Annotated in this window: 17 protein-coding genes, 1 tRNA gene and 1 pseudogene; 13 read left to right on the top strand and 6 right to left on the bottom strand. The window is 50.0% G+C overall.

Features of this window, described 5'->3' with window-relative positions; all coding sequences use genetic code 11:
* The first annotated feature begins 205 nt into the window (after positions 1-205).
* Entirely contained in the window at positions 206-499 is a 294-nt protein-coding gene (locus tag H4O27_RS12080) for a helix-turn-helix domain-containing protein (protein ID WP_165010043.1), read from the top strand.
* A 192-nt stretch (positions 500-691) separates the two neighbouring features.
* Positions 692-3,523, top strand: coding sequence for a valine--tRNA ligase (locus H4O27_RS12085; protein ID WP_165010045.1), 2,832 nt, complete (start codon positions 692-694; stop codon positions 3,521-3,523).
* 199 nt (positions 3,524-3,722) lie between these two features.
* Here the strand turns inward: H4O27_RS12085 and H4O27_RS12090 are convergent, their stop codons facing one another.
* Entirely contained in the window at positions 3,723-4,898 is a 1,176-nt protein-coding gene (locus H4O27_RS12090) for a hypothetical protein (RefSeq protein ID WP_165010047.1), read from the bottom strand.
* 330 nt (positions 4,899-5,228) lie between these two features.
* Here H4O27_RS12090 and H4O27_RS12095 point away from each other — a divergent pair, with 330 nt between their 5' ends.
* A complete protein-coding gene (locus H4O27_RS12095) occupies positions 5,229-5,426 on the top strand; it encodes a hypothetical protein (protein WP_165010049.1) in 198 nt (65 codons plus the stop codon).
* A 57-nt stretch (positions 5,427-5,483) separates the two neighbouring features.
* Here the strand turns inward: H4O27_RS12095 and H4O27_RS12100 are convergent, their stop codons facing one another.
* Positions 5,484-6,833, bottom strand: coding sequence for an MFS transporter (locus tag H4O27_RS12100; RefSeq protein WP_165010051.1), 1,350 nt, complete (start codon positions 6,831-6,833; stop codon positions 5,484-5,486).
* 231 nt (positions 6,834-7,064) lie between these two features.
* Entirely contained in the window at positions 7,065-7,874 is an 810-nt protein-coding gene (gene zupT, locus H4O27_RS12105; protein ID WP_165010053.1) for a zinc transporter ZupT, read from the bottom strand.
* Between the two features lie 441 nt (positions 7,875-8,315).
* On the opposite strand from zupT, the gene pdxA reads away from it, so the two are divergent.
* Together pdxA and H4O27_RS12115 are read left to right on the top strand one after the other, a co-directional pair.
* Entirely contained in the window at positions 8,316-9,311 is a 996-nt protein-coding gene (gene pdxA / locus H4O27_RS12110) for a 4-hydroxythreonine-4-phosphate dehydrogenase PdxA (RefSeq protein WP_165010055.1), read from the top strand.
* A 98-nt stretch (positions 9,312-9,409) separates the two neighbouring features.
* Entirely contained in the window at positions 9,410-10,414 is a 1,005-nt protein-coding gene (locus H4O27_RS12115) for a S49 family peptidase (protein ID WP_165010057.1), read from the top strand.
* Positions 10,415-10,482: 68 nt separating this feature from the next.
* On the opposite strand, the gene H4O27_RS12120 is transcribed toward H4O27_RS12115, so the two are convergent.
* Complete coding sequence (locus H4O27_RS12120) at positions 10,483-11,379, bottom strand: LysR family transcriptional regulator (RefSeq protein ID WP_165010058.1); 897 nt, start codon at positions 11,377-11,379, stop codon at positions 10,483-10,485.
* 102 nt (positions 11,380-11,481) lie between these two features.
* Here H4O27_RS12120 and H4O27_RS12125 point away from each other — a divergent pair, with 102 nt between their 5' ends.
* The 3 genes and pseudogenes from H4O27_RS12125 to H4O27_RS13215 all read left to right on the top strand — a co-directional run.
* Entirely contained in the window at positions 11,482-11,880 is a 399-nt protein-coding gene (locus H4O27_RS12125) for a DoxX family protein (RefSeq protein WP_165010060.1), read from the top strand.
* A 22-nt stretch (positions 11,881-11,902) separates the two neighbouring features.
* Entirely contained in the window at positions 11,903-12,508 is a 606-nt protein-coding gene (locus H4O27_RS12130) for a nitroreductase family protein (RefSeq protein ID WP_165010062.1), read from the top strand.
* Positions 12,509-12,553: 45 nt separating this feature from the next.
* Positions 12,554-13,081: pseudogene (locus H4O27_RS13215) on the top strand (transposase); the annotation flags it as partial.
* A gap of 310 nt (positions 13,082-13,391) precedes the next feature.
* Here H4O27_RS13215 and H4O27_RS12145 read toward each other — a convergent pair.
* Positions 13,392-14,273, bottom strand: a complete 882-nt coding sequence (locus tag H4O27_RS12145) for an NUDIX hydrolase (protein WP_165010068.1) — start codon at positions 14,271-14,273, stop codon at positions 13,392-13,394.
* A gap of 196 nt (positions 14,274-14,469) precedes the next feature.
* Between H4O27_RS12145 and nadD the strand changes: the two genes are divergently transcribed.
* The 4 genes from nadD (at position 14,470) to H4O27_RS12165 (ending at position 16,920) form a co-directional block, all read left to right on the top strand.
* On the top strand, positions 14,470-15,078 hold the full coding sequence (gene nadD / locus H4O27_RS12150; RefSeq protein WP_165010070.1) for a nicotinate-nucleotide adenylyltransferase: 609 nt from the start codon (positions 14,470-14,472) through the stop codon (positions 15,076-15,078).
* 124 nt (positions 15,079-15,202) lie between these two features.
* Complete coding sequence (rsfS, locus tag H4O27_RS12155) at positions 15,203-15,589, top strand: ribosome silencing factor (RefSeq protein ID WP_165010072.1); 387 nt, start codon at positions 15,203-15,205, stop codon at positions 15,587-15,589.
* A gap of 181 nt (positions 15,590-15,770) precedes the next feature.
* Positions 15,771-16,241: a 23S rRNA (pseudouridine(1915)-N(3))-methyltransferase RlmH gene (gene rlmH, locus H4O27_RS12160; protein WP_165010074.1), complete on the top strand. Its 471-nt coding sequence runs from the start codon at positions 15,771-15,773 to the stop codon at positions 16,239-16,241.
* Positions 16,242-16,410: 169 nt separating this feature from the next.
* On the top strand, positions 16,411-16,920 hold the full coding sequence (locus H4O27_RS12165; protein WP_165010076.1) for a c-type cytochrome: 510 nt from the start codon (positions 16,411-16,413) through the stop codon (positions 16,918-16,920).
* 495 nt (positions 16,921-17,415) lie between these two features.
* On the opposite strand, the gene H4O27_RS12170 is transcribed toward H4O27_RS12165, so the two are convergent.
* Positions 17,416-17,492 (bottom strand) — tRNA-Met (locus tag H4O27_RS12170).
* Between the two features lie 223 nt (positions 17,493-17,715).
* Between H4O27_RS12170 and hrpA the strand changes: the two genes are divergently transcribed.
* Positions 17,716-21,795, top strand: coding sequence for an ATP-dependent RNA helicase HrpA (gene hrpA, locus H4O27_RS12175; RefSeq protein WP_165010078.1), 4,080 nt, complete (start codon positions 17,716-17,718; stop codon positions 21,793-21,795).
* The last annotated feature ends 343 nt before the right edge of the window (positions 21,796-22,138 follow it).

Below are 22,138 nucleotides of genomic sequence, written 5' to 3' on the forward strand. Positions count from 1 at the left end.
TAAAATATTTATATAAGAAATATTTATCCGGATTATGACAAGCGCGACAAAACTTCTTTCGAATAATCTGTCTAATATATCTGTACGATGGGGTATCGATATAGATCTTATGCTTTAATTTGATGCGGGCAATGCGTTTGCCTGACTGGGCACAAGGCTCTTAGAGATACTGCTAGACTGAAATATACGATAAGAAGGAAATCTCATGAAGTCGTTTGAGAAAATTGACAATATCCGCGACATCCGCAAAAAACTCGGTTTAAATCAAATGGACTTTTGGAGCCGCATCGGTGTGACCCAGTCCGGTGGTTCGCGTTACGAGTCCGGCCGCAACATGCCTAAGCCGGTACGTGAGCTGTTGCGTCTGGTGCATATCGAACATGTGGACTTGTCAAAAGTCAACCGCGATGATTTGGCCGTTGCTTCTTTGCTGAAAAACCGCGATCCAGATCTGTACGCTTCTTTGAAAAAAGAAGCCAAGGCCGACAAAAATAAATAAGCTGTGTTGTTTATGGCTGTCGCCAAGCAGATGTAAACCCGAGGCCGTCTGAAACGCAAATCTCGTTTCAGACGGCCTTTTTGCGTTATAATCAAGCCTATCCGATTTTCGACATCCGCTGCACCTTAAAATGCACATAATTTAAAGGGAAGGGCGGATGTTTTGTCATATTTTTATCAAACAGAATCCATCATGTTAGACAAATACAATCCCGCCGAAATCGAATCCAAACATTACCGCAACTGGGAAAGCCAAGGCTATTTCCAGCCGAATATGGATTTATCCAAACCCGCATTTTCCATTCAGTTGCCGCCGCCGAATGTAACCGGCACGCTGCACATGGGTCATGCGTTCAACCAAACCATTATGGACGGATTAACCCGCTACTACCGCATGAAAGGCTGCAACACCGCTTGGATTCCGGGTACCGACCATGCCGGTATCGCCACGCAGATTGTGGTCGAACGCCAACTGGCGGCGCAAAACGTGTCCCGCCACGATTTGGGGCGTGAAAAATTCCTTGAAAAAGTGTGGGAATGGAAGGAGCAGTCGGGCGGCACGATTACCGGACAAATGCGCCGTGTCGGCTGTTCCGCCGATTGGACACGGGAATATTTCACGATGGACGATGTGCGCGCCGAAACCGTCAGCGAAGTGTTCGTGCGCCTGTATGAACAGGGTCTGATTTATCGGGGCAAACGCTTGGTGAACTGGGATCCCGTATTGGGAACGGCGGTTTCCGATTTGGAAGTGGAAAGCGTGGAAGAACAAGGCTCGATGTGGCATATCCGCTATCCGCTGGCGGACAATCCGAACGAAGCCGTGATTGTGGCGACCACCCGCCCCGAAACGCTGCTGGGCGACGTTGCCGTTGCCGTCAATCCCGAAGACGAACGCTACACCCACTTAATCGGCAAACAATTAACCCTGCCGCTGACGGGCCGCACCATTCCCGTGATTGCCGACGAATATGTCGAAAAAGATTTCGGCACGGGCTGCGTGAAAATCACGCCGGCGCACGACTTCAACGACTACGAAGTCGGCAAACGCCATGATACCGCCCTGATTAATGTGTTTGACTTGGAAGCGAAAATCCTCGCCCAAGCCGAAGTGTTCAACTTCAAAGGCGAAGCGCAACAAGGCTTTGCCCTGCCCGAACAATACGCAGGCTTAGACCGCTTTGCCGCCCGCAAACAGATGGTGGCGGATTTGCAGGCGCAGGGCCTGTTGGCGGAAGTGAAACCGCATACCCTGATGACTCCGAAAGGCGACCGCACCGGCTCGGTGATTGAACCTATGCTCACCAGCCAATGGTTTGTTGCCATGTCCGCCGCACCGAATGGCGGCGAGCCGGAAAGCGAGTTCAAAGGCTTGAGCCTTGCCGACAAAGCCAAAAAAGCGGTGGACAGCGGCGCAGTACGCTTTATCCCCGAAAACTGGGTCAATACCTACAACCAATGGATGAACAACATCCAAGACTGGTGCATTTCCCGCCAATTATGGTGGGGACACCAAATTCCGGCATGGTATGACGAAGCCGGCAACGTGTATGTTGCCCGCAATCAGGAAGATGCCGAAAAACTGGCGGGCAAAACCGGTCTGACCCGTGATGAAGACGTATTGGATACATGGTTCTCATCGGCTTTGGTGCCGTTTTCTACGCTCGGCTGGCCGTCTGAAACCGACGAACTCGACGCCTTTTTGCCGAGCAATGTTTTAGTAACCGGTTACGAAATCATCTTCTTCTGGGTGGCGCGCATGATTATGATGACCACCCACTTCACCGGCAAAGTGCCGTTTAAAGACGTGTACATTCACGGCATTGTGCGCGATCACGAAGGCAAAAAAATGTCCAAATCCGAGGGCAACGTGATTGACCCTGTCGATTTGATTGACGGCATTGATTTGGAACAATTATTGGTCAAACGCACCACCGGTCTGCGCCGCCCCGAAAAAGCACCGCAAGTGGTCGAAGCCACCAAAAAACTGTTCCCCGAAGGCATTCCCGTATTCGGTGCCGACGCTCTGCGCTTCACGATGGCAAGCTATGCCAGTTTGGGGCGTTCGGTAAACTTCGACTTCAAACGTGCCGAAGGCTACCGCAATTTCTGCAACAAATTATGGAACGCCACCAACTTCGTGCTGATGAACACCGAAGGCAAAGACTGCGGTCAAGACGAAACCCAGCCTTTGGCGTTTACCTTTGCCGACCAATGGATTATCGGCAGATTGCAGCAGACCGAAGCCGCCGTTGCCGAAGCCTTTGAAACCTACCGCTTCGACCTCGCCGCCCAAACCCTGTATGAATTTGTGTGGAACGAATATTGCGACTGGTATATCGAGCTGGCGAAAGTACAAATCCAAACCGGCTGCCCGACCACCCAACGCACCACCCGCCGCACGCTGGTTCGGGCATTGGAAGCCATTTTGCGCCTGCTGCACCCGATTATGCCGTACATCACCGAAGAGTTATGGCAGACCGTTGCCCCGCTCGCCAACGCCAAACACACCGACAGCATTATGCTTGCCGCCTACCCGCAGGCGGATAACGACAAAATCGTTCCCGCCGCATTCGACAAAATCACCGCCCTGCAAGATTTGGCAGGCGCAGTGCGCAACCTGCGCGGCGAAATGGGCATTGCCCCGAACGTGAAAGCACCGCTGTTTGTCGAAGGCGGCAGCGATTTGGCAGACCTGCTCAAATACTTGCCGGCACTGACCCGACTGACCGAAGCCAAACTGGTCGAAACTTTGCCCGAAAGCGAAGACGCACCCGTCGCCGTCTGCAACGGCGCACGCCTGATGCTGAAAGTGGAAATCGACAAAGCCGCCGAAACCGCCCGTTTGAGCAAAGAAGCCGAGAAACTGCAAAAAGCCCTCGACAAACTCAACGCCAAACTCTCCAAACCCGGCTACACCGAAAAAGCCCCCGCGCATTTGGTGGAAAAAGACAAAGCCGAACTGGCTGAGTTGGAAGACAAAATGGCGAAAGTGCAAAACCAGTTGGCGAAATTAAAAGATTGATGATTGAGTTGAATAACTTAATTTTAATCTTGAAATGATAACAAGGCCGTCTGAAAGTTTACCCTTTCAGACGGCCTTGTACTATATAGTCGGAGAATTGAAAAATGCCTGGGGTCGTGCCTTTTCATACGATTATGTACGGTCTTAGGTTCGCAGATTTGTTCACTTCTCCGACTATAAAATTAAACGCCAATCAAAACTATTGCGCCACTGCACCAATCACACCTTGCCAAGCATTTTTACCGTCGTGGTTCGCTTTGCCGGTAAGTACGCTGCCGTTTGCACCATAAAAGCCACCGCTGAATGTACCGTTTAAGACAGGGCGGTTGCCGCTGTTGTCGTGAAAAAACAAATGACCGCCGACATCGCCGCGTTCCCCTACCGAGACACGCAGCGGACTTTTGGGTGAACGGTCTTGATGTAATTCCCAAAGGCCGCCCTTATTGTCATGAATCATCATCGACAAGGTTTTGCTGCCGCCGTAGTATTTTGCAGTCACATCAGCGTTCAGGAAATCAGTTGGGCTGTCGGTATAGTGATAATACATATTACCGCGATAGCTGATTTCATTGTCGCTTACTGGGCGGCGCATTTGACTTTCATCTGCGCTTTGCAGGTAGTGGTAAACAATTTCCGCGCCTTCATATTCGCCGTAATCATTCATTTTTGGGTAGTTGACGGCGGCGAAGCCGTAGTAGCCGGTAATTTTGCCGTTGCTGTCACGCAGCGTGCGGATGTCCTTTCGGATGAATTGGTCTTGTGGCTGAATCAGCTCGATTTCTACCGTTTTACCTTGGTCGTTAAACACCATTTTCAGCGTATTATCCAGCAGCAGACCGTGACGGTTTTCCAAATTTAACCGGCTGAAGACATCCTGGTCACTTTCAACGGCAGTTTGGGGAGCTTGCTCTTCGGGCCGATCGGGCTGTGGTGTATTTGTCTTAACTTCGGGCCGATCGGGCTGTGGTGTATTTGTCTTAACTTCGGGCCGATCGGGCTGTGGTGTATTTGTCTTAACTTCGGACCGATCGGGCTGTGGTGCATTTGTCTCAACTTTGGGCTGATCGGGTTGAGATGGTTTGATGTCGGTTTTCGGTTCTTCCGGCTGCATTTTTACAGGTGGTTGAACTGGATGGTCCGGCTGAACGGCGTCGGTATCAGGTGAAGCAGGAACACTTGGCTTATCGGCCGGTTCATGATTCGGTGTTTCAGATTTGGCCGCCTGCCCAATTTTCTCCGGAGATTGGGCGGACGGTGTAGGTGTCGGCGCAGCACTCGGCGATTTAGCGCCGCCACCGCCGCAGGCAGCCAATAGACAAATGCTCAATATAGTGAGCGGAAAGGTATTCAGAAGATTTTTTTCACGTTGCGTCATGTCGTTGCCCTTAATAGTTAAAATCAAAATTATGCGGCTTGGTGGCCGCTATTGCTTTTATTTGTTCTTTGCTCGCTGATTAAGATAGGTTAAATAAGGCTTAGCCTATTTATGAGTTTTCAAGATTTAATCTATTATACGACTCGCATAATAGCCGAACCAAATGCTGTTATCGATTTTGAAAAGAAAACAAGAGGAAGTGTTTCTTTTTAGAGTAATAAAATTATTCCACTAAATTCCAGTAAAGTATTTATATGCCTAATTGATTTTTCAGACGGCACATATAAATAACGTATAATCCAATCATAACGCTGATGAAAGGCAAAGATTATGCACCGCCCACCGAAAACCATCATCAAAACTGAACCGCTTCCAAAAAATGCCACCGATGAAGCCAAGCTGGAAAAGTGGGCGGAGATTTCCGCCGAGCACGGCTTAAGCGGCGAATGGGCGGTGGCTGCGCGCTTGGGTGAAACGCAGGTGAGTGATGAGCAGATTGAGATGATTGCGAATTTGTTTGGCAGATAAAGAAAAGGCCGTCTGAAGACATGCTGTTTTCAGACGGCCTTTCAGTTCATTACTATTTTATTGCGAAACATTCAGTTTTTTCTGTTCCAGTTTCATCACGCCGCGATGGGTCATGTAGCAGCAGAAAATACAAGCCGCTACGGCAAACAGCAGCAGGTAGAAGCCTGCGTCCCAGCCGTAGCGTTCGGCTAAAATGCCGAACAGGGCAGTGCCGGAGAAACTGCCCAGCACATAGCTCAACAGGCCGCGCAAACCGGTTGCTGAACCGGCGGCGAATGAAGGCACCAGTTCGATGGTTTGTAATGACGACAAGAACATCGGCACATAAATCAAACAGCCGACAATGCCTGCGCCGATGGTGACGGTAGCCAAGTCTTGTCCGCCCCAGTAGGCGAAGATGGCGGCGCCCACGCCGAGCAAGGTGACGATGGCCAAGGGCATGCGTTTGCCTTTGAAGTATTTGTCGGTCACATAACCGGCGAGCAAGGTTGACGGAATTGCCGCCCATTCGAAAATAGCAAACGCAGTGGCCATTTGGCCTTTGCTGAAGCCTTTGGTTTCCAAGAGATACAGCGGCAACCAAGTCAATACGCCGAAGCGGATCATGTAGGTGAACACGTCGATAAAGGAGACGAACCAAACATTGATGTCTTTTAAAATATATTCTTTGAAAATCTGCCAAGTGGTTAAGTTGACATCTTCGGTTTTGGTGACCACCAATTCTTCATCGGCATTGTTCAGAATTTGGTTCATCGGCGGCAAACCTTCGTTGTAGGTGCGGCCTTTACCGAAAATGTAGAAAATCAAAGCCACTACGGCCGCAATGGCGGACGGCACGATAAAGTGCGCAGCCTGCCAATGTTCAGTACCGAGCCAAGCGATGGCGCCGCCGGCAATCGGCGATACCAAGCCGCCGCCGACGTTGTGGGAAATATTGAAAAAGGCGGTGGTCACGCCGCGTGATTTACGCGGAAACCAGCTGGCCAACACCACATAAGCGGGGCCGGCGCCCATGCCTTGGAAAATACCGTTGAGAATACACAGAAACAGAAAAATCCAAAACGAAGCGGAAAAACCCATCATCAGGTTGACCGCACCCGACATCACCAAGCCGAAAATCATAAAGTGTTTCGGATTGGATTTGTCTGCCAGTGCCGACATCACGCCTTTGCTGAGACCGTACACCACCAGCATGGTGCCGGAAATAAAGCCGATGTCTTTTTTGGTGAAACCGAATTCGCTGATTAATTCAGGCGATGAGAGCAAGAAGTTGTTGCGCAGGATATAGTAGGCGGCATAGCCGATGAAAATGCCGAATAATGCCTGCCAACGCAAGCGGTTGTAGCGGTCGAGCACTTCCGCTTCGGGCACCGGCGTGCCCGGTTTGGATTTCAGGAATGACAACATAAAACATCCTTAATTTAAATTTAAATGGAAAAAAATAAATCAAGCTGCTCAAAGCCCGGCAGCTTGATTTTGCTGGAGAAAATGAGAAATATTAAAAAATTTTGACAATTGTAATGTAAATTTAAGCAGCTGGCTATCCAATAGCCCGGCAAGCTTGATTTATGACAATAAAAAGGCCGTCTGAAACCTATTCCTGTTTCAGACGGCCTTTACCCGTGGTTTTCAAATCATTCAAAAATGAAACAATATCAGGCTCAAGGCAATTACGGCCATGCCGGAAGTGAGGCCGTACACGGTTTCGTGGCCGTCTGAATAGCGTTTGGCGGCGGGCAATAATTCGTCTAAGGCAAGAAACACCATCACGCCGGCGATGATGCCGAACACACTGCCGAAAATGGCCGGAGAGAGAAACGGTTTGAGCAGGGTGTAGCCCAAAATCGCGCCCAAAGGCTCGGCCAAACCGGAAGCGAGGCAGGCAAAGACGGTGAGTTTGCGGTTGCGCGTGGCAAAGTAAACCGGCGCGGCAATCGAAATACCTTCGGGAATGTTGTGGATGGCGATAGCAAAAGCCAACGGCATACCGATCGTGGGGCTTTCGAGCGTGGCGAAAAAAGTGGCCAAGCCTTCGGGGAAGTTGTGTGCGGTAATGGCAAACGCGGCCATCATGCCGATGCGGGCAACGTATTGGCGGCGGCTTTCTTGAAAAGTAGGGTCGTTGGCATCCAAGGTTTCGTGCGGATTGGGCACAAGGCGGTCAATCAGCGCAATGGCGGCCATACCGATTAAAAAGGCAATGGTAGCGGCGGCAAAACCGTGCGATTCTCCATGCGCTTGGGCGAAGGCTTCTCTGGATTTGTCGAAAATTTCGGTGAGCGACACATAAACCATCGCGCCGCCGGCAAAGGCCAGACCAAACGATAAGGTGCGCGGATTGGGTGTTTTGGAAAACATCACCAAGCCGCTGCCCAATACGGTAAACAAGCCCGCGGCCAGCGTGATGCCGAAAGCCGTCCAAAGATTAGATGAGCTGATTTCTAACATGATGTGTGTGATGACGTTATTTTATTAAAACGCAAACAGATTATCATAAAAAATAATAGTTATCATTAATATTTTAGATGAAACAGATGGTAAACTGCGTATATCATGGTTGCTTGGCGGTTTAACGACAAGATAGTTTAGAAATAAGCCCAAGACCTTTGCAAAACCCGTAAACTTTTAGAAATCTTTAAACCGTCATTCCCGAGCGAATGGGAATCCGGACCTACCGGTTTCAGGAATATTGGGCTATTCCGGTCATTTTGAGTTCCGGATTCCTGCCTGCGCGGGAATAACGGGCATAGTTTCTTGGTACAAATTGAATTTGGCAAAGGTCTCAGACATAATGAAGACAATTCGGTTTGGCCGCAAAATCCGATGCAAGGCTTGAAAAAAGGCGGCGGCTGGGGGAAACTGATGCCGATTTCAATATAAGGAACCGCCATGAGCCAACCGATTTTAGCCGTTACCAGCGGTGAGCCTGCCGGTATCGGCCCCGATATTTGTCTCGATTTGGCCTTTGCCGATTTGCCGTGCCGTCCGGTGGTGTTGGGCGACAAAAACTTATTGCAACAGCGTGCCGATATGCTGGGCAAAGCGGTGCGATTGGTTGATTTTGAGGCGCAAACGCCGTCTGAAAAAGAAAGCGGTGTATTGGAAGTGCGGCATGTGCCGCTGAACCAACCATGCGAAGCAGGCCGTCTGAATCCGAATAATGCCGCGTATGTGTTGCAATTATTGGATACGGCTTACCAAGGCATTTCAGACGGCCTGTTTGCCGGTATGGTGACTGCGCCGCTGCACAAAGGCGTGATTAATGACGGCCGTACAAGCGGTCATTTTTTCAGCGGCCACACCGAATACTTGGCAGAGAAAAGCAATACCGGGCAAGTGGTGATGATGCTCGCCGGCGGCGGTTTGCGTGTGGCTTTGGTGACCACGCATCTGCCGTTGAAAGACGTGGCCGCCGCGATTACGCAGCCCTTGGTCGAGTCGGTGGCGAAGATTCTGCACGCCGGCTTGCGCGATAAATTCGGCATTGCCCGGCCGCGTATTTTGGTGACGGGGCTGAATCCGCACGCGGGTGAGGGCGGTCATTTGGGTTGGGAAGAAATCGAGGTGATTATTCCTGCGTTGAACAATTTGCAGTCGCAGCAGATTGATGTGCGCGGCCCTTATCCGGCGGATACCGTGTTCCAGCCGTTTATGCTCAAAGATGCCGATGCGGTGTTGGCGATGTATCACGACCAAGGCTTGCCGACCTTGAAATACGCGGGTTTCGGGCAAGGTGTGAACGTGACCTTAGGGTTGCCGTTTATCCGCACATCGGTCGACCACGGCACAGCCTTGGATTTGGCGGGCAGCGGCAAAGCCGATTCAGGCAGTCTGATGGTGGCGGTGAAAACGGCATTGGAAATGGCGTGCAACGGGGAAAATTGATGAAGGCCGTCCGAATCAGTATGCCGTCTGAAAATCGCATGTTCCAGACGGCTATTTGTTATACAATCACATCTTGCGTTTAATCACAGGGAATCATCATGCAATACCGAATCCGCCGCCAAGGCGACCAAGTTCAAGAACATCCGGATCAGATGCCGTCTGAAAGCTGGGAGCGCCACACGTTGCGCGAAGTACTGTTCGAAGCTTATAAAGACCGCCGCCGCGCGCGCTTTTGGAAAAACTTTTGGCGTGCTATCGGTTTGCTGTTGTTTGTGTCGTTTATTTTCAGCATGGGACAAAGCGGCAAGAAAAACAGCCCTATGATGGCCATCGGCACCGCCAAAGCCCACACCGCCGTGATTAATTTAAGCGGCACCATCGGCGGCGGCTACGACGACCAAGTGCAAATGCTGCGGGAGAGCATGGAAGCGGCGTATAAAAACGGCAATGCCAAAGCGATTGTGATTCGTGCCAACAGCCCGGGCGGTTCGCCGGTGGTGTCGAACATTGCGTTCAACGAAATACGCCGTCTGAAAGCCTTGCATAAAGATGTGCCGGTGTATGTGGTGGCGGAAGATACCTGCGCTTCGGGCTGCTATTACATTGCTGCGGCAGCCGATAAAATCTATGCCGACCCATCCAGCGTAGTCGGCAGTATTGGTGTGATCAGCGGCGGTTTTGACGCTTCGGAGATGATGGATAAACTCGGCATCAAACGCCGTCTGAAAACATCGGGCAGCAACAAAGGCATGGGTGACCCGTTTACCCCTGAATCACCCGAGCAGGCGAGAATTTGGCAGCAAATGCTGGATCAAATTCACGGCGAATTCATTAAGGCTGTGCGCGAAGGTCGCGGCAATCGTTTGAAAGAAAAAGAAAATCCCGATATTTTCAGCGGCCGCGTCTATACCGGCTTGGAAGCGAAAAATGTCGGTTTGATTGACGATTTCGGTAGCATCTACAGCGTGGCGCGCGATGTGGTGAAAGCGCCGGAGTTGGTGAATTACACGCCGGAAGACGATTTAACCAAGTTGCTGAGCCGCCGTTTTGGTGCCGAAGTGAAAGCGAAAGTGGAAGAAACTTTGGCGGATATGCTGCGTTGAGTGAGATTGATTCATGAAGGCCGTCTGAACATCAGAATTGATGTTCAGACGGCCTTTTTATGTGTGCATTAACCGTTTGTCTGCTGAATCTTCTCATTAATAAAATCAATAAAGCTGCGTACCTTGGCACTCAAAAATGCACGATCGACATAAGCGGCGTTGAGTTGCTCGTTTACCATGGTGTATTCGGGCAATAGGCGGACGAGCGTGCCGTCTTCCAAATCGTTTTGCACCACCATCAACGGCTGATAGCCGATGCCGCCGCCGGTTTTGACCAGTTCGCGCACCATCAGCGTATTGTCGGTGAGTATCACCGGTTCCAAACTGAGCATGGACTTTTCGCCGGTAGCGGAGTGGGTGATTTCGACAATGCGCTGGTTGGTGTAGGACGGCAGAATCGCTCGGTGCTGCATCACTTCTTCAAGCGTGACCGGTTTACCGTGCCGGCGGATGTATTCAGGCGAAGCCACCAAAACAAACCGAATCATCGCCAAGGGTTTCACAATCAGCGAAGGATTGGGCGTTTTTGATACCCGCAAGGCCAAATCGAAACCTTCGGCAATCAAATCCACATGGCGGTTGTCGAGCACCAAATCCAGCGTTACTTCGGGATAACGTTCGCGGTATTCCACCAGCCAACTGCTCAACAGGCTGTTGGCAAACCAAAGTGGCATGGTCACGCGCAGCATGCCTTGCGGCTTGTCGGCACCGCCGGCGGCTTTTTGTGCAGCAGTGTCGAGCGTATCAAGCGCATAGCTGCATTGGCGGTAGTATTCTTCGCCTGCTTCGGTTAAGTGCAGGTTGCGGCTGTTGCGGTGCAACAGCTTGGCTTGAATGGTGTTTTCCAAATGGCTGACATGTTTGCTGGCCATGGCGGTGGAAATATTGAGCTGTTCGGCGGCACGGGTAAAACTGCCGTTTTGCACCACATGGCGGAATACTTTCAGGCTGAATAAGGTATCCATGTTTTCTTATCCGGAAATAGTGTGTCAATGAAAAGAGTATATATTAACCCAAAGGAATTATCTATACTGCCCGCATTAATTGTTAAATAAGAAGAAAACAAAATGAATTTCTTAACGCGTTTCCAACCCATGCTCTTGTCGATTTTGCGCATCGCCGCTGCGTATATGTTTATGCTGCACGGCTCGGCCAAGCTGTTTGCCCTGCCGCACATTGAAATGTTTGACGGTTTGCAGATTTTCTCGATTTACGGCTTGGCCGGTATTTTAGAATTTGTTGGCGGGATTTTACTGTTGCTGGGTTTGTTTACCCGTCCGGTAGCGTTTATCCTGTCTGGCCAAATGGCGGCGGCCTATTTCATGGCGCACACTGAACCCAATGCCTTACTGCCTTTGTTGAACGGCGGCGAAGCGGCTGCTTTATTCAGCTTTATCTTTATCTACATCGCCGCAGCAGGCGGCGGCGCGTGGGCGTTGGATAACCGGTTTAAAAAATCTCATTGAGATATTGATATAAGGAATGAAAATGGCTTATCAAGATTTACAGCAAGCGGCAGAAACCCGTCGTTCGATTTACGTATTGAACAAAAACCTGCCAATCGGTAACGACGAAGTCAACCAAATCATCGAGCATGCCGTGTTGCACACGCCGTCTTCGTTCAATTCGCAATCGACCCGCATTGTGGCGGTGTTTGGAGCGGAACATGAAAAAGTATGGGGCTTTGTAGAAGATGCTTTACGCCAAATCGTTCCGGCCGAAAAATTTGCACCAACTGAGCAGAAATTGAACGGCTTTAAAGCCGGTGCCGCGACAATTTTATTCTTTGAAGACCAAACCGTGGTGAAAGGTTTGCAAGAGCAATTCCCGTCTTACGCGGAAAACTTCCCGATTTGGGCGGAACACACCAACGCCATGCATCAATATGCAATTTGGACGACTCTGGCCGCGGCCGGCGTCGGTGCCAATCTGCAACACTACAATCCGCTGCCGGATGAGGCGGTTGCCAAGGAATACGATTTACCGGAAAGCTGGACGCTGCGGGCGCAAATGGTCATCGGCGGCATCGAAGCCTCGGCCGGTGAAAAAGAATTTGCACCGTTGGCAGAGCGTTTGAAAGTATTTGGTGCGTAAGTATTTTAAACAACGCAGAGCAATACAAAACATGCCGTCTGAAAGATTTCAGACGGCATGTTTCTTATTAACCGACAGCTCACCGAAAAAGGCTTAAAAGTAGAAAAGCCGCCGCCGTCATCCAAACCGCCGGCTGCAAACAACACCCGTACCGGCCAAGAAGGCCATATCGGCCAACTACATGTCGGCCCCGCCAACGAACACGAGTGCCGCCACTTCGACGGCATAACCGAATACACCGCCGTATATGCCGGCAAAGGCTGCGGCAGCAAAGCCAATCGGGAATGATTAAACAACAAAAAACTTTCAGACGGCATTATGCGTAAAGCCCGCCGTGGCCATCCCTTAACAGACGAAGACAAACAACGCAACCGATACTTATCAAATACCCGTTATGCGGCGGAACAGGGTTTCGGTACATTGCACCGCAAGTTCCGCTGCCATAGGGCAACATATTCCGGCTTACGGAAAGCGAATGCGCAAAGTCATTTGAAAGCAATGTGTTTGAATTTGCCCGAAGCGGCAAACAAATTCAGCCTCATTGCGCCTGCCGCCGAAAAGGGGAGTACCTAAGAAATCGGGCGCTTGGGAGGTGAGATTTTGGGGAATTTAGGGAAATATTGTGTGTTTGGAGGGAAATAAAGGTTACTTGATAACTCAAGTAACCTTTATTGTTTGGGAAAGGGAGTTTTGTACAGGTCTCAGGCTGGGAGAGAGCTTTGTAAAATCCTAGATTTGAGTACAGTTTGAAGTAAGAACAAGCAAAGAAAAGCGCAGATATACTGCAGATAGGCGGGCTTTCGAGCAGTGCATACCAGAAAAATATGTCAAAGATAATGGGCTTACTAAGGATTTTGGCCTAATCTCTGTCTCCAATACCGCATTATCCATTGGTTTTGATTGATTTGAGCCATTTTGATAATGCATGCTTCGGGTCAATTAAGCCATGGCGGTCAAACGCATCCAAAATCACCAGTTGCGCATCGCTCATCATGACATCATTCAACATCGCCTCTATAACCTGATTAATCGTCATTAATTCAAATCCGGCCACTTCACCGTCTTGATTTTCAGGAACGACATCGCTGGATAATACGGCGTCGAAGATATGGAGAATTTCATTATGCAAACCACGGGAAACGGGGCGCAGGCTGTGTAACTGGTTTTGCAGGCTTAGATGTTGCAGATGATGAGGCGATAATCCTGCTTCTTCTTCGCTTTCGCGCAGTATGGTTACAGTAATATCTTCACCACACGATACGCCGCCGCCGACCAAATTATCCAGTTTATTCGGATCAACAGCTTTATGTGCGCTTCTACGGCCAATCCACAGTTGCCATTCGCCGTCTTTGAAGGTGAAACCATTTAGATGCACTGCTTTGCTCATTAAGCCTAAGGGGCGGAAAGCTGCACGTTCGAGTGGGAATAGGATGTTGTCTTGATGGAAAACATCAAAACGCTCATCACGCCAGCCATGTAATATGCCCAGTTGTTTCCAGTCATGCGCCATGTGTTGGAGCGCATCGCCAAGGCTCAGCCAGCTATCTGCGCGCAAATGCAGGCCGTCTGAACGCATTTCCCATTCGCCTTGCCAATCTTTTTCAATTTGCGCTTGCCATTGCCCGTTCAGACGGCCTAAGGGTAAACCGTTCAGCCATAAAGTCTGCCATGAGCCATGCAAACCGTAATTCGCTTGCGCCCATTGCCACAATTTATCTTGGATTGTCTCGTCCAAAACATGAGAAAACCGAGGAACTGCAGACATATTGTTTTACCTTACTATCATTTGTGTTTTAGATTGTAGCGGGTTTGTCCTGATTTGCAACTACCACATTCCCAAGCGCCATCTATGCCGATACGCGGTGATGGTGCAAAACATGTTAATATTGTTGCAACATCATTTCAGACGGCCTTTTCAATCATCGGCCGTGTGTTTTTAACTTTATTTCATTTGGTATTACATGAAAAACATCGGACTTTTCGGCGGCACGTTTGATCCCATTCACAACGGTCATCTGCATATCGCCAAAGCATTTGCCGACCAAATCGGCTTGGATACCGTCATTTTTTTGCCTGCAGGCGACCCTTACCACAAACCGCAAAACACACAAACACCGGCTAAACACCGTTTCATCATGACAGAATTGGCCATTGCTGACGAGCCGCGCTTTGCCGTCAGTGATTGCGATATGGTGCGTGAAGGCGCCACTTATACCTTTGATACCGTGCAGATTTTCCGTCAGCAATTTCCGGCAGCCAAACTATGGTGGCTGTTGGGCAGTGACAGCCTGATGAAGCTGCACACATGGAAAAAATGGCAAACCTTGGTACAGCAGGTCAACATTGCCGTGGCCATGCGCGAAAGTGATAGCTTGAGCCAAACGCCACGCGACTTGCACGCATGGCTGGGCGAAGCCTTGCAAAACGGCAGCGTGCGCATTTTGCAGGTGCCGCTGTACAACATCAGTTCCACCCAAATTCGTGCCGCCTTGGAAAATAAAACCCTTTCGGACGGCCTGATTCCGTCATCAGTTGCGCATTATATCCGGCAGCAGGGTTTATACCGCTAAGTAAAAATACCATTGTCCAGCCTCAGGCCGTCTGAACAAGCCCTTGATAAAATACTGCAAAAAATAGCTTAAATTCAGCCGGATAAGCTATAATGCCGTCTGAAAAACGCAACTTAGGAATAAAATGAACGAACAAGAATTACTCGACTTACAAAAAATGGTCGAAATCGCAGTAAACGCGTTGGAAGACGTGAAAGCCAAAGACATTTCTGTATTGGAAACCCAAGAAAAAACCTCGCTGTTTGCCCGCATGATTGTGGCTACCGGCGACAGTACCCGCCAAGTCAAAGCCTTGGCCAACAATGTGGCGGTTGATTTGAAAGAAGCCGGCTTCGAAATTTTGAGCCAAGAAGGTGATACCGGCGAGTGGACGCTGGTGGATGCCGGTGATTTGGTAGTACACGTTATGTTGCCGGCCGTGCGTGATTATTACGACATCGATACCCTGTGGGGCGGAGAGAAACCTGCTTTCGAAGCCGGTATGCAAAAACCTTGGCATGCGGCCGATTAAGCCTTAAACCTGATTTCATTTGAATCAGGCCGTCTGAATACGCTTTCAGACGGCCTGAGACTTTGCAAAACCCGGATTTGCGTGCCGTTTGAAGTGAGGGCGGCGCATAATGAAGAAATGTGCCAAAGGTAGGATTGCGCAAAAATTTCAGCCTGTATTTTCTCATGGATAGATAGCAGACATGAACATTACCGTTTTAGCCGTCGGCAACAAAATGCCCAAATGGGTCGATGAAGCCGTTAACGAATACGCCAAACGCTTCGGCCGCGAAGTAAATTACACCTTAAAAGAGATTAAACCTGAAAAACGCGGCGCCGGCGTGAATGCCGCACAGGGCATGGCAGCGGAAGAAAAACGCATACTTGAAGCCATTCCGCAAGGGGCATTTCTGGTGGTGTTGGATGAGCGCGGCAAAGCGCCGACTTCGGTCGAATTAGCTGGATACCTAAAAACATGGCAGCAAAACGGCGAACATGTCTGCTTTGTGATTGGCGGTGCCGACGGCATGACCGGCCACCTCAAACAGCAAGCACGCCTGATGATGCGCCTGTCCAGCCTGACCATGCCGCACGGTATGGTACGCATATTGTTGACCGAGCAGCTTTACCGCGCCGTTTCCATCTTAAATAATCACCCTTATCATCGTGAATAAATACCGATTTTTTGTGAAAAACCAAAGGGCCGTCTGAATTTCAGACGGCCCTTTGGTTTGGAAGATTATGTTAATAAATATAAAACTATATCAATTGCTTGATTTTGAAAATATTTCTGATACATTTTCATTACAAAGCAAATAAACAAAATTCAAAAGGAACACAATCATGAATAAGACCTTGTTGGCAATGGGCACGCTGGCAGCATTGCTGTTGGGCGCGTGCGGCGGCCAAAACGAAACCAAACCCGCTGAATCAGCACCGGTACCTGCGACTACTTCGGAAGCACCTGCCGGCAGCGCTAAAGCAGCGGTCGAAGAGCGCGAACGTTTGATGGACATCTTTAAAGAATCTGCCGGTACCATGGGCAAAATGATTAAGGGAGAAACCGCTTATGATGCTGCGGCATTCCAAGCGGCTGCCGACACCTTGGCGGAAAGTGCCGATAAACCTTGGGTGCATTACACCGAAGAGAGCGCCAAAGAAGAATCCGATGCCAAACCTGAAGTGTGGAGCAAACCGGATCAATTTAAGCAGGAAGCCGACAAATTCATCGCCGCTGCGGCTGCTTTGAAAACTGCCGCTGCCGAGGGTAATTTGGAGGCAGTGAAAAGACCGTTTGGCGACGTAGGCCAAAGCTGTAAATCTTGCCACGATTCTTTCCGAGTAAACGATTAATCGCTTAAAAACCGCACAAAAAGGCCGTCTGAAACGAAGCCTCAAGCTGTTTCAGACGGCCTTTTACATGTGCAGCCCCCATCATGAATGATGAAAATAAGATAAGGCTAATGAAGAATATTTCTAGTGTTTTGATTTTTAAACACCTTAAAGGCCGTCTGAACGTATTAATCGGAATGGATTTGCTTAGTTTGAGATTTAATTTCTATATTGATGAATCATGTGAGCTATTGAGTGTTAAAAATTTCATTATTAATTATGGTTTCTATGCTTAAAATTCATTTATAATCATTTGAGATTTGATAATGTGCTGAATTTTGACATCTTTAAATAGATGTGAAAACCAGTCCAAATAGCCTTTAATAATTTTATCTACATGATTTAATTGATAAGAATTGATTTTATTTTATCAATTAGCTTTAATCTATGATTACCCATAGCTAGGAAGCACAAAATAAAAAATCCCTTAGTTTACACTAAGGGATTTTTAAAATCTGGTTGCGGGAGCAGGATTCGAACCTACGACCTTCGGGTTATGAGCCCGACGAGCTACCATGCTGCTCCATCCCGCGTCTGAATTTGTAACTATACGGGAATAGGGCGGAAGTGTCAAGCGTTTTTGCTAAAAAATATTCTGGATCATGTCGGCAAGTATGATTTTGTGCAAACAGGCCGTCTGAAAGACGGCAAAACGATGGAGACAAATTGCTCGGTTTGTTTGCGCTTGTCCGCCTTTTTCAGACGGCCTTTTGCTATAATCAGGCTTTATTTTCTATGAAATAAGCCGAACGCTACATGTATCAAGCCACGTTTCAATTCGATTTGTCCCAAACCCTTTCCAAAGACCGCCATTTCCTGTGCCAAGCCTTGAACAATCCCAAGCGTTTTGGCGGTAAAGAGGCGGTGCAGCAAAAATACCAACAATCGCATCAACGTTTTCTCAACCGACAAGCCAAGCTGCCGAAGCCGGAATATGCAGGAAATCTGCCGGTGCATGAGCGTTTGGACGACATCAAAACCGCCATTCAAAACCATCAGGTCACCATTATTTGCGGTGAAACCGGTTCCGGCAAAACTACGCAGTTGCCGAAAATCTGCTTGGATCTGGGGCGCGGCACGGCAGGTTTAATCGGTCATACCCAGCCGCGCCGTTTGGCTGCGCGTTCGGTAGCAGAGCGTATTGCCGAAGAATTGGGCGGCCCGGTTGGCGAAACCGTCGGCTACAAAGTGCGTTTCAACGACAACACCTCGCGCGATGCCTATGTGAAGCTGATGACCGACGGCATTTTGCTGGCCGAAACCCAAACCGACCGTTTTCTTACCGCTTACGACACCATCATCATCGACGAAGCGCACGAACGCAGCCTGAATATCGATTTTCTGCTGGGCTACCTGAAACAACTGTTGCCGCGCCGCCCCGATTTGAAAGTCATCATCACCTCGGCCACGATTGATGCCGAACGTTTTTCCAAGCACTTTAACGGTGCGCCGGTGTTAGAAGTAAGCGGCCGCACTTTTCCTGTAGAAATCCTTTACCGTCCGTTGCACCAAGCCGATGAAGACGAAGCCGAAATCGAGCTGACCGATGCCATTGTCGATGCCGCCGATGAATTGGCGCGTTACGGCGAAGGCGATATTTTGGTGTTTTTGCCGGGTGAACGCGAAATCCGCGAAGCCGCCGAAGCCCTGCGTAAATCGCCGTTGCGCTGCAGTGATGAAATCCTGCCGCTGTTCGCTCGTTTGTCGAACGCCGAACAGCACAAAATCTTTCATCCAAACGGCACCAAACGCCGCATCGTATTGGCCACCAACGTCGCCGAAACTTCGCTTACCGTGCAGGGCATTAAATATGTCATCGATACCGGTTTGGCGCGTGTGAAACGCTATTCCGCGCGAGCCAAAGTCGAGCAGTTGCACGTGGAAAAAATCTCGCAAGCGGCGGCGCGTCAGCGTTCCGGCCGCTGCGGCCGTGTATCCTCCGGTGTGTGTATCCGATTGTATTCAGAAGAAGATTTCAACCAACGCCCCGCATTTACCGATCCCGAAATCATCCGCAGCAATCTGGCAGCGGTGATTTTGCGCATGGCCGCGCTGAAGCTGGGTGATGTGGCCGCGTTCCCGTTTCTCGAAGCGCCCGACCAGCGGTATATCAATGATGGATTTCAGGTGTTGTTGGAATTGGGGGCCGTCAACGGGCAAAACGAACTGACCAAACTTGGCGAACAAATGGCGCGGCTGCCCATTGACCCGAAAATCAGCCGTATGCTGTTGGCGGCAAAAAAACACGATTGCGTGCAGGAAATGCTGGTTATTGTGTCGGCCTTGTCGATTCAAGACCCGCGCGAGCGGCCGCTTGAGGCGCGCGAAGCCGCTGCCAAGGCGCATGAGCGGTTTACTGACAAGCAATCTGATTTTCTGGCATATCTCAATATTTGGGACAGCTTTCAGCGTGAGCGGGACAAAGGTTTGTCCAACAAACAGTTGGTGCAATGGTGCCGACAATATTTCCTGTCGCACCTGCGCATGCGCGAATGGCGCGAATTGCACAAACAACTGGCCGAAATCGCCATCGAAATGGGCTTAACCGATAAAGAACGTGCGTTCAGACGGCCTCCGGCACAAACGCATTTAAGGCCGTCTGAAAACAAAGCCGACCAAGATTTATCGGCACAATTCAAACAAAAACAATTGGATAAAAAAGACCATCGCGCCAAAATCCGTGCGCAAAAAGAAGCCGGCTACGAGCAAATCCACCGTGCCTTGCTTACCGGCCTGATTGCCAATGTCGGCATGAAGTCGCCCGACGGGCATGATTACACCGGCGCGCGCGGCAGCCATTTTCATCTGTTCCCCGCGTCGGCTTTGTTCAAAAGTAAACCGAAATGGGTGATGGCCGCCGAGCTTACCGAAACTACGCGCCTGTATGCGCGCGATGTGGCGGAAATCAAGCCTGAGTGGATTGAGCAGGAAGCGCCGCACTTGGTACGTTACCATTATTTCGAGCCGCATTGGGAACAAAAGCGCGGCGAAGTGGTGGCCGGCGAGCGTGTGACATTGTATGGCCTGACCGTATTGCCGCGCCGTCCGATAGCCTACGGCAAAGTTGCGCCCGAAGAAGCGCGCGAAATCTTTATTCGCGGCGCGCTGGTGGCACAGGAAACCGATTTGAAGGCGGATTTTTTCGTCCGCAATAAAAAACTGATTCGCGAAGTGGCTGAACTGGAGCACAAATCGCGCAAGCAGGATGTGTTGGTGGATGATGAAGTATTGTTTGAGTTTTACAATCAGCGTTTGCCTGAAATGTATGTGCCGTCTGAAAACCTGCCATTACAAAACACGGCGGAAAAGGCGGGTTCACACCCATCCCGCTCAAGGCCGTCTGAAAAGGCTAAACCGCTTGCCGACATCCGTACGTTCCAAACATGGCTCAAAGCCGCTGAAGCCACCGAGCCCAAGCTGCTTTTTCTCAGTCGCGACGATTTGATGCAACACGCTGCGGCACACATTACCGAAGAGCAGTTTCCCAAATTCTGGAAAACCGCCGACGGTAAATTCAAGCTGGCGTACCGTTTTGAGCCAAATCATCCGCTTGACGGCGTAACCATGACCGTGCCGCTGACCGTGCTCAATCGTCTAAATGCGGCCGAACTGGAATGGCTGGTGCCGGGCATGTTGCGCGAAAAACTGCAGCTGCTGATTAAAGCCTTGCCGAAACAAATCCGCCGCATCTGCGTGCCGGTGCCCGAATTTGTGACCAAGTTTTTAGAAAGCGAACCGAACCGCAGCGAGCCGATTATTCCGCAGCTGGCCCACTTTATCGCCAAAACCGCCGGCGATATGCGCATTCTCGAGCAAATCAATCTGGACGAATGGGCGATGCACGTGCTGCCGGATTTCAATTATTTCAATCTGCGCGTGGTTGATGACGGCGGCCAAGAGTTGGCCGGCGGTCGCAAATTGTACGAATTGCAACAGCAACTCGGCCAAGCGGCGGCGGTAATGTTCCGCGACAACACCCAAGAATTCGAGCGCGGCGATGTGAAAACGTGGGACATCGGCAAACTGCCCGAGTCCGTCAAATTCGCCCGCGGCAAGCAGCAGCTCACCGGCTATCTCGGTTTGCAAAAAGAGAAAAACGGCAACATCGCCCTGCGCCTCTTTGACACAGCCGAAGCCGCCGGGCAAGCACATCGCCAAGGGGTGGTTGAATTGATGAAACTGCAATTAAAAGAGCATGTGAAAGACCTGAATAAAGGCTTGCCAGGCTTCACCCAAGCCGCCATGCTGTTGCGTCACATCAATGCCGATATCCTGCGCGAAGACCTCACCCAAGCCGTGTGCGACCGCGCCTTTATCGGTGACGATGATTTGCCGCGCGATGAAAAAGCGTTTAAAGAGCAAATCAAACGCGCCCGCAGCCGCCTGCCTGCTGTCAAAGAAGCCGTCAGCCGCTATTTGCAGGAAATAGCCGCCGCCTATACCGAACTTAACGGCAAGCTTGGCAAACACCCGTTGGGCCGCCTTTTGCGCGAACGCACCAATGCCTTACTGGCCGAAGGCTTTGCCGGCCGTACCCCGTGGCAGCAATGGCCGCGCCTGCCGGTTTACCTCAAAGCCATGACCCTGCGCATGGACAAATACAGCAGCAATCCGGTTCGCGATCAAGCGCGCGAAGCCGAGATTCAAGACTTGGAACAAATGTGGCAGGCTAAAGTCGATACCTTGATTAAACAAGGCTTGCCCGTGCCGTCTGAAATCGCCGCGTTTAAATGGATGATTGAAGAATTACGAGTGTCGCTGTTTGCGCAGGAGTTGAAAACGCCGTACCCCGTGTCCGTGAAACGTCTGTTGAAAGAATGGGCGCAATGGGCGTAACACCAAAGGCATGATAGAAGCCGCTCCGAGATTGGGAGTGGCTTTTTTGTTGCCGTCCGAAGCTTTTGTTGAAATAAATAATGAGTCAATTATTGTTTGAACAAGGCGGGTTAAGGTAATCAACTTTAAATTTTGGCATAGTAATTGCATGCGTAATGGGTAAAGATAGCTGCATATCAATATATGTGGGAGTAATAATGCAAGATATACGGCTATCTACCTTGATAATAGGGTAATTGGTGTGTCGGATTGATATTTCATTGAGAAATACTAAAGGATGAAATTTGTCGATTACTGACAAATTTTGTCATATCCATCAATTTACCGTTGAATATAACAACTG

The sequence above is a fragment of the Neisseria yangbaofengii genome (assembly GCF_014898075.1).
Classification (GTDB): Bacteria; Pseudomonadota; Gammaproteobacteria; order Burkholderiales; family Neisseriaceae; genus Neisseria; species Neisseria yangbaofengii.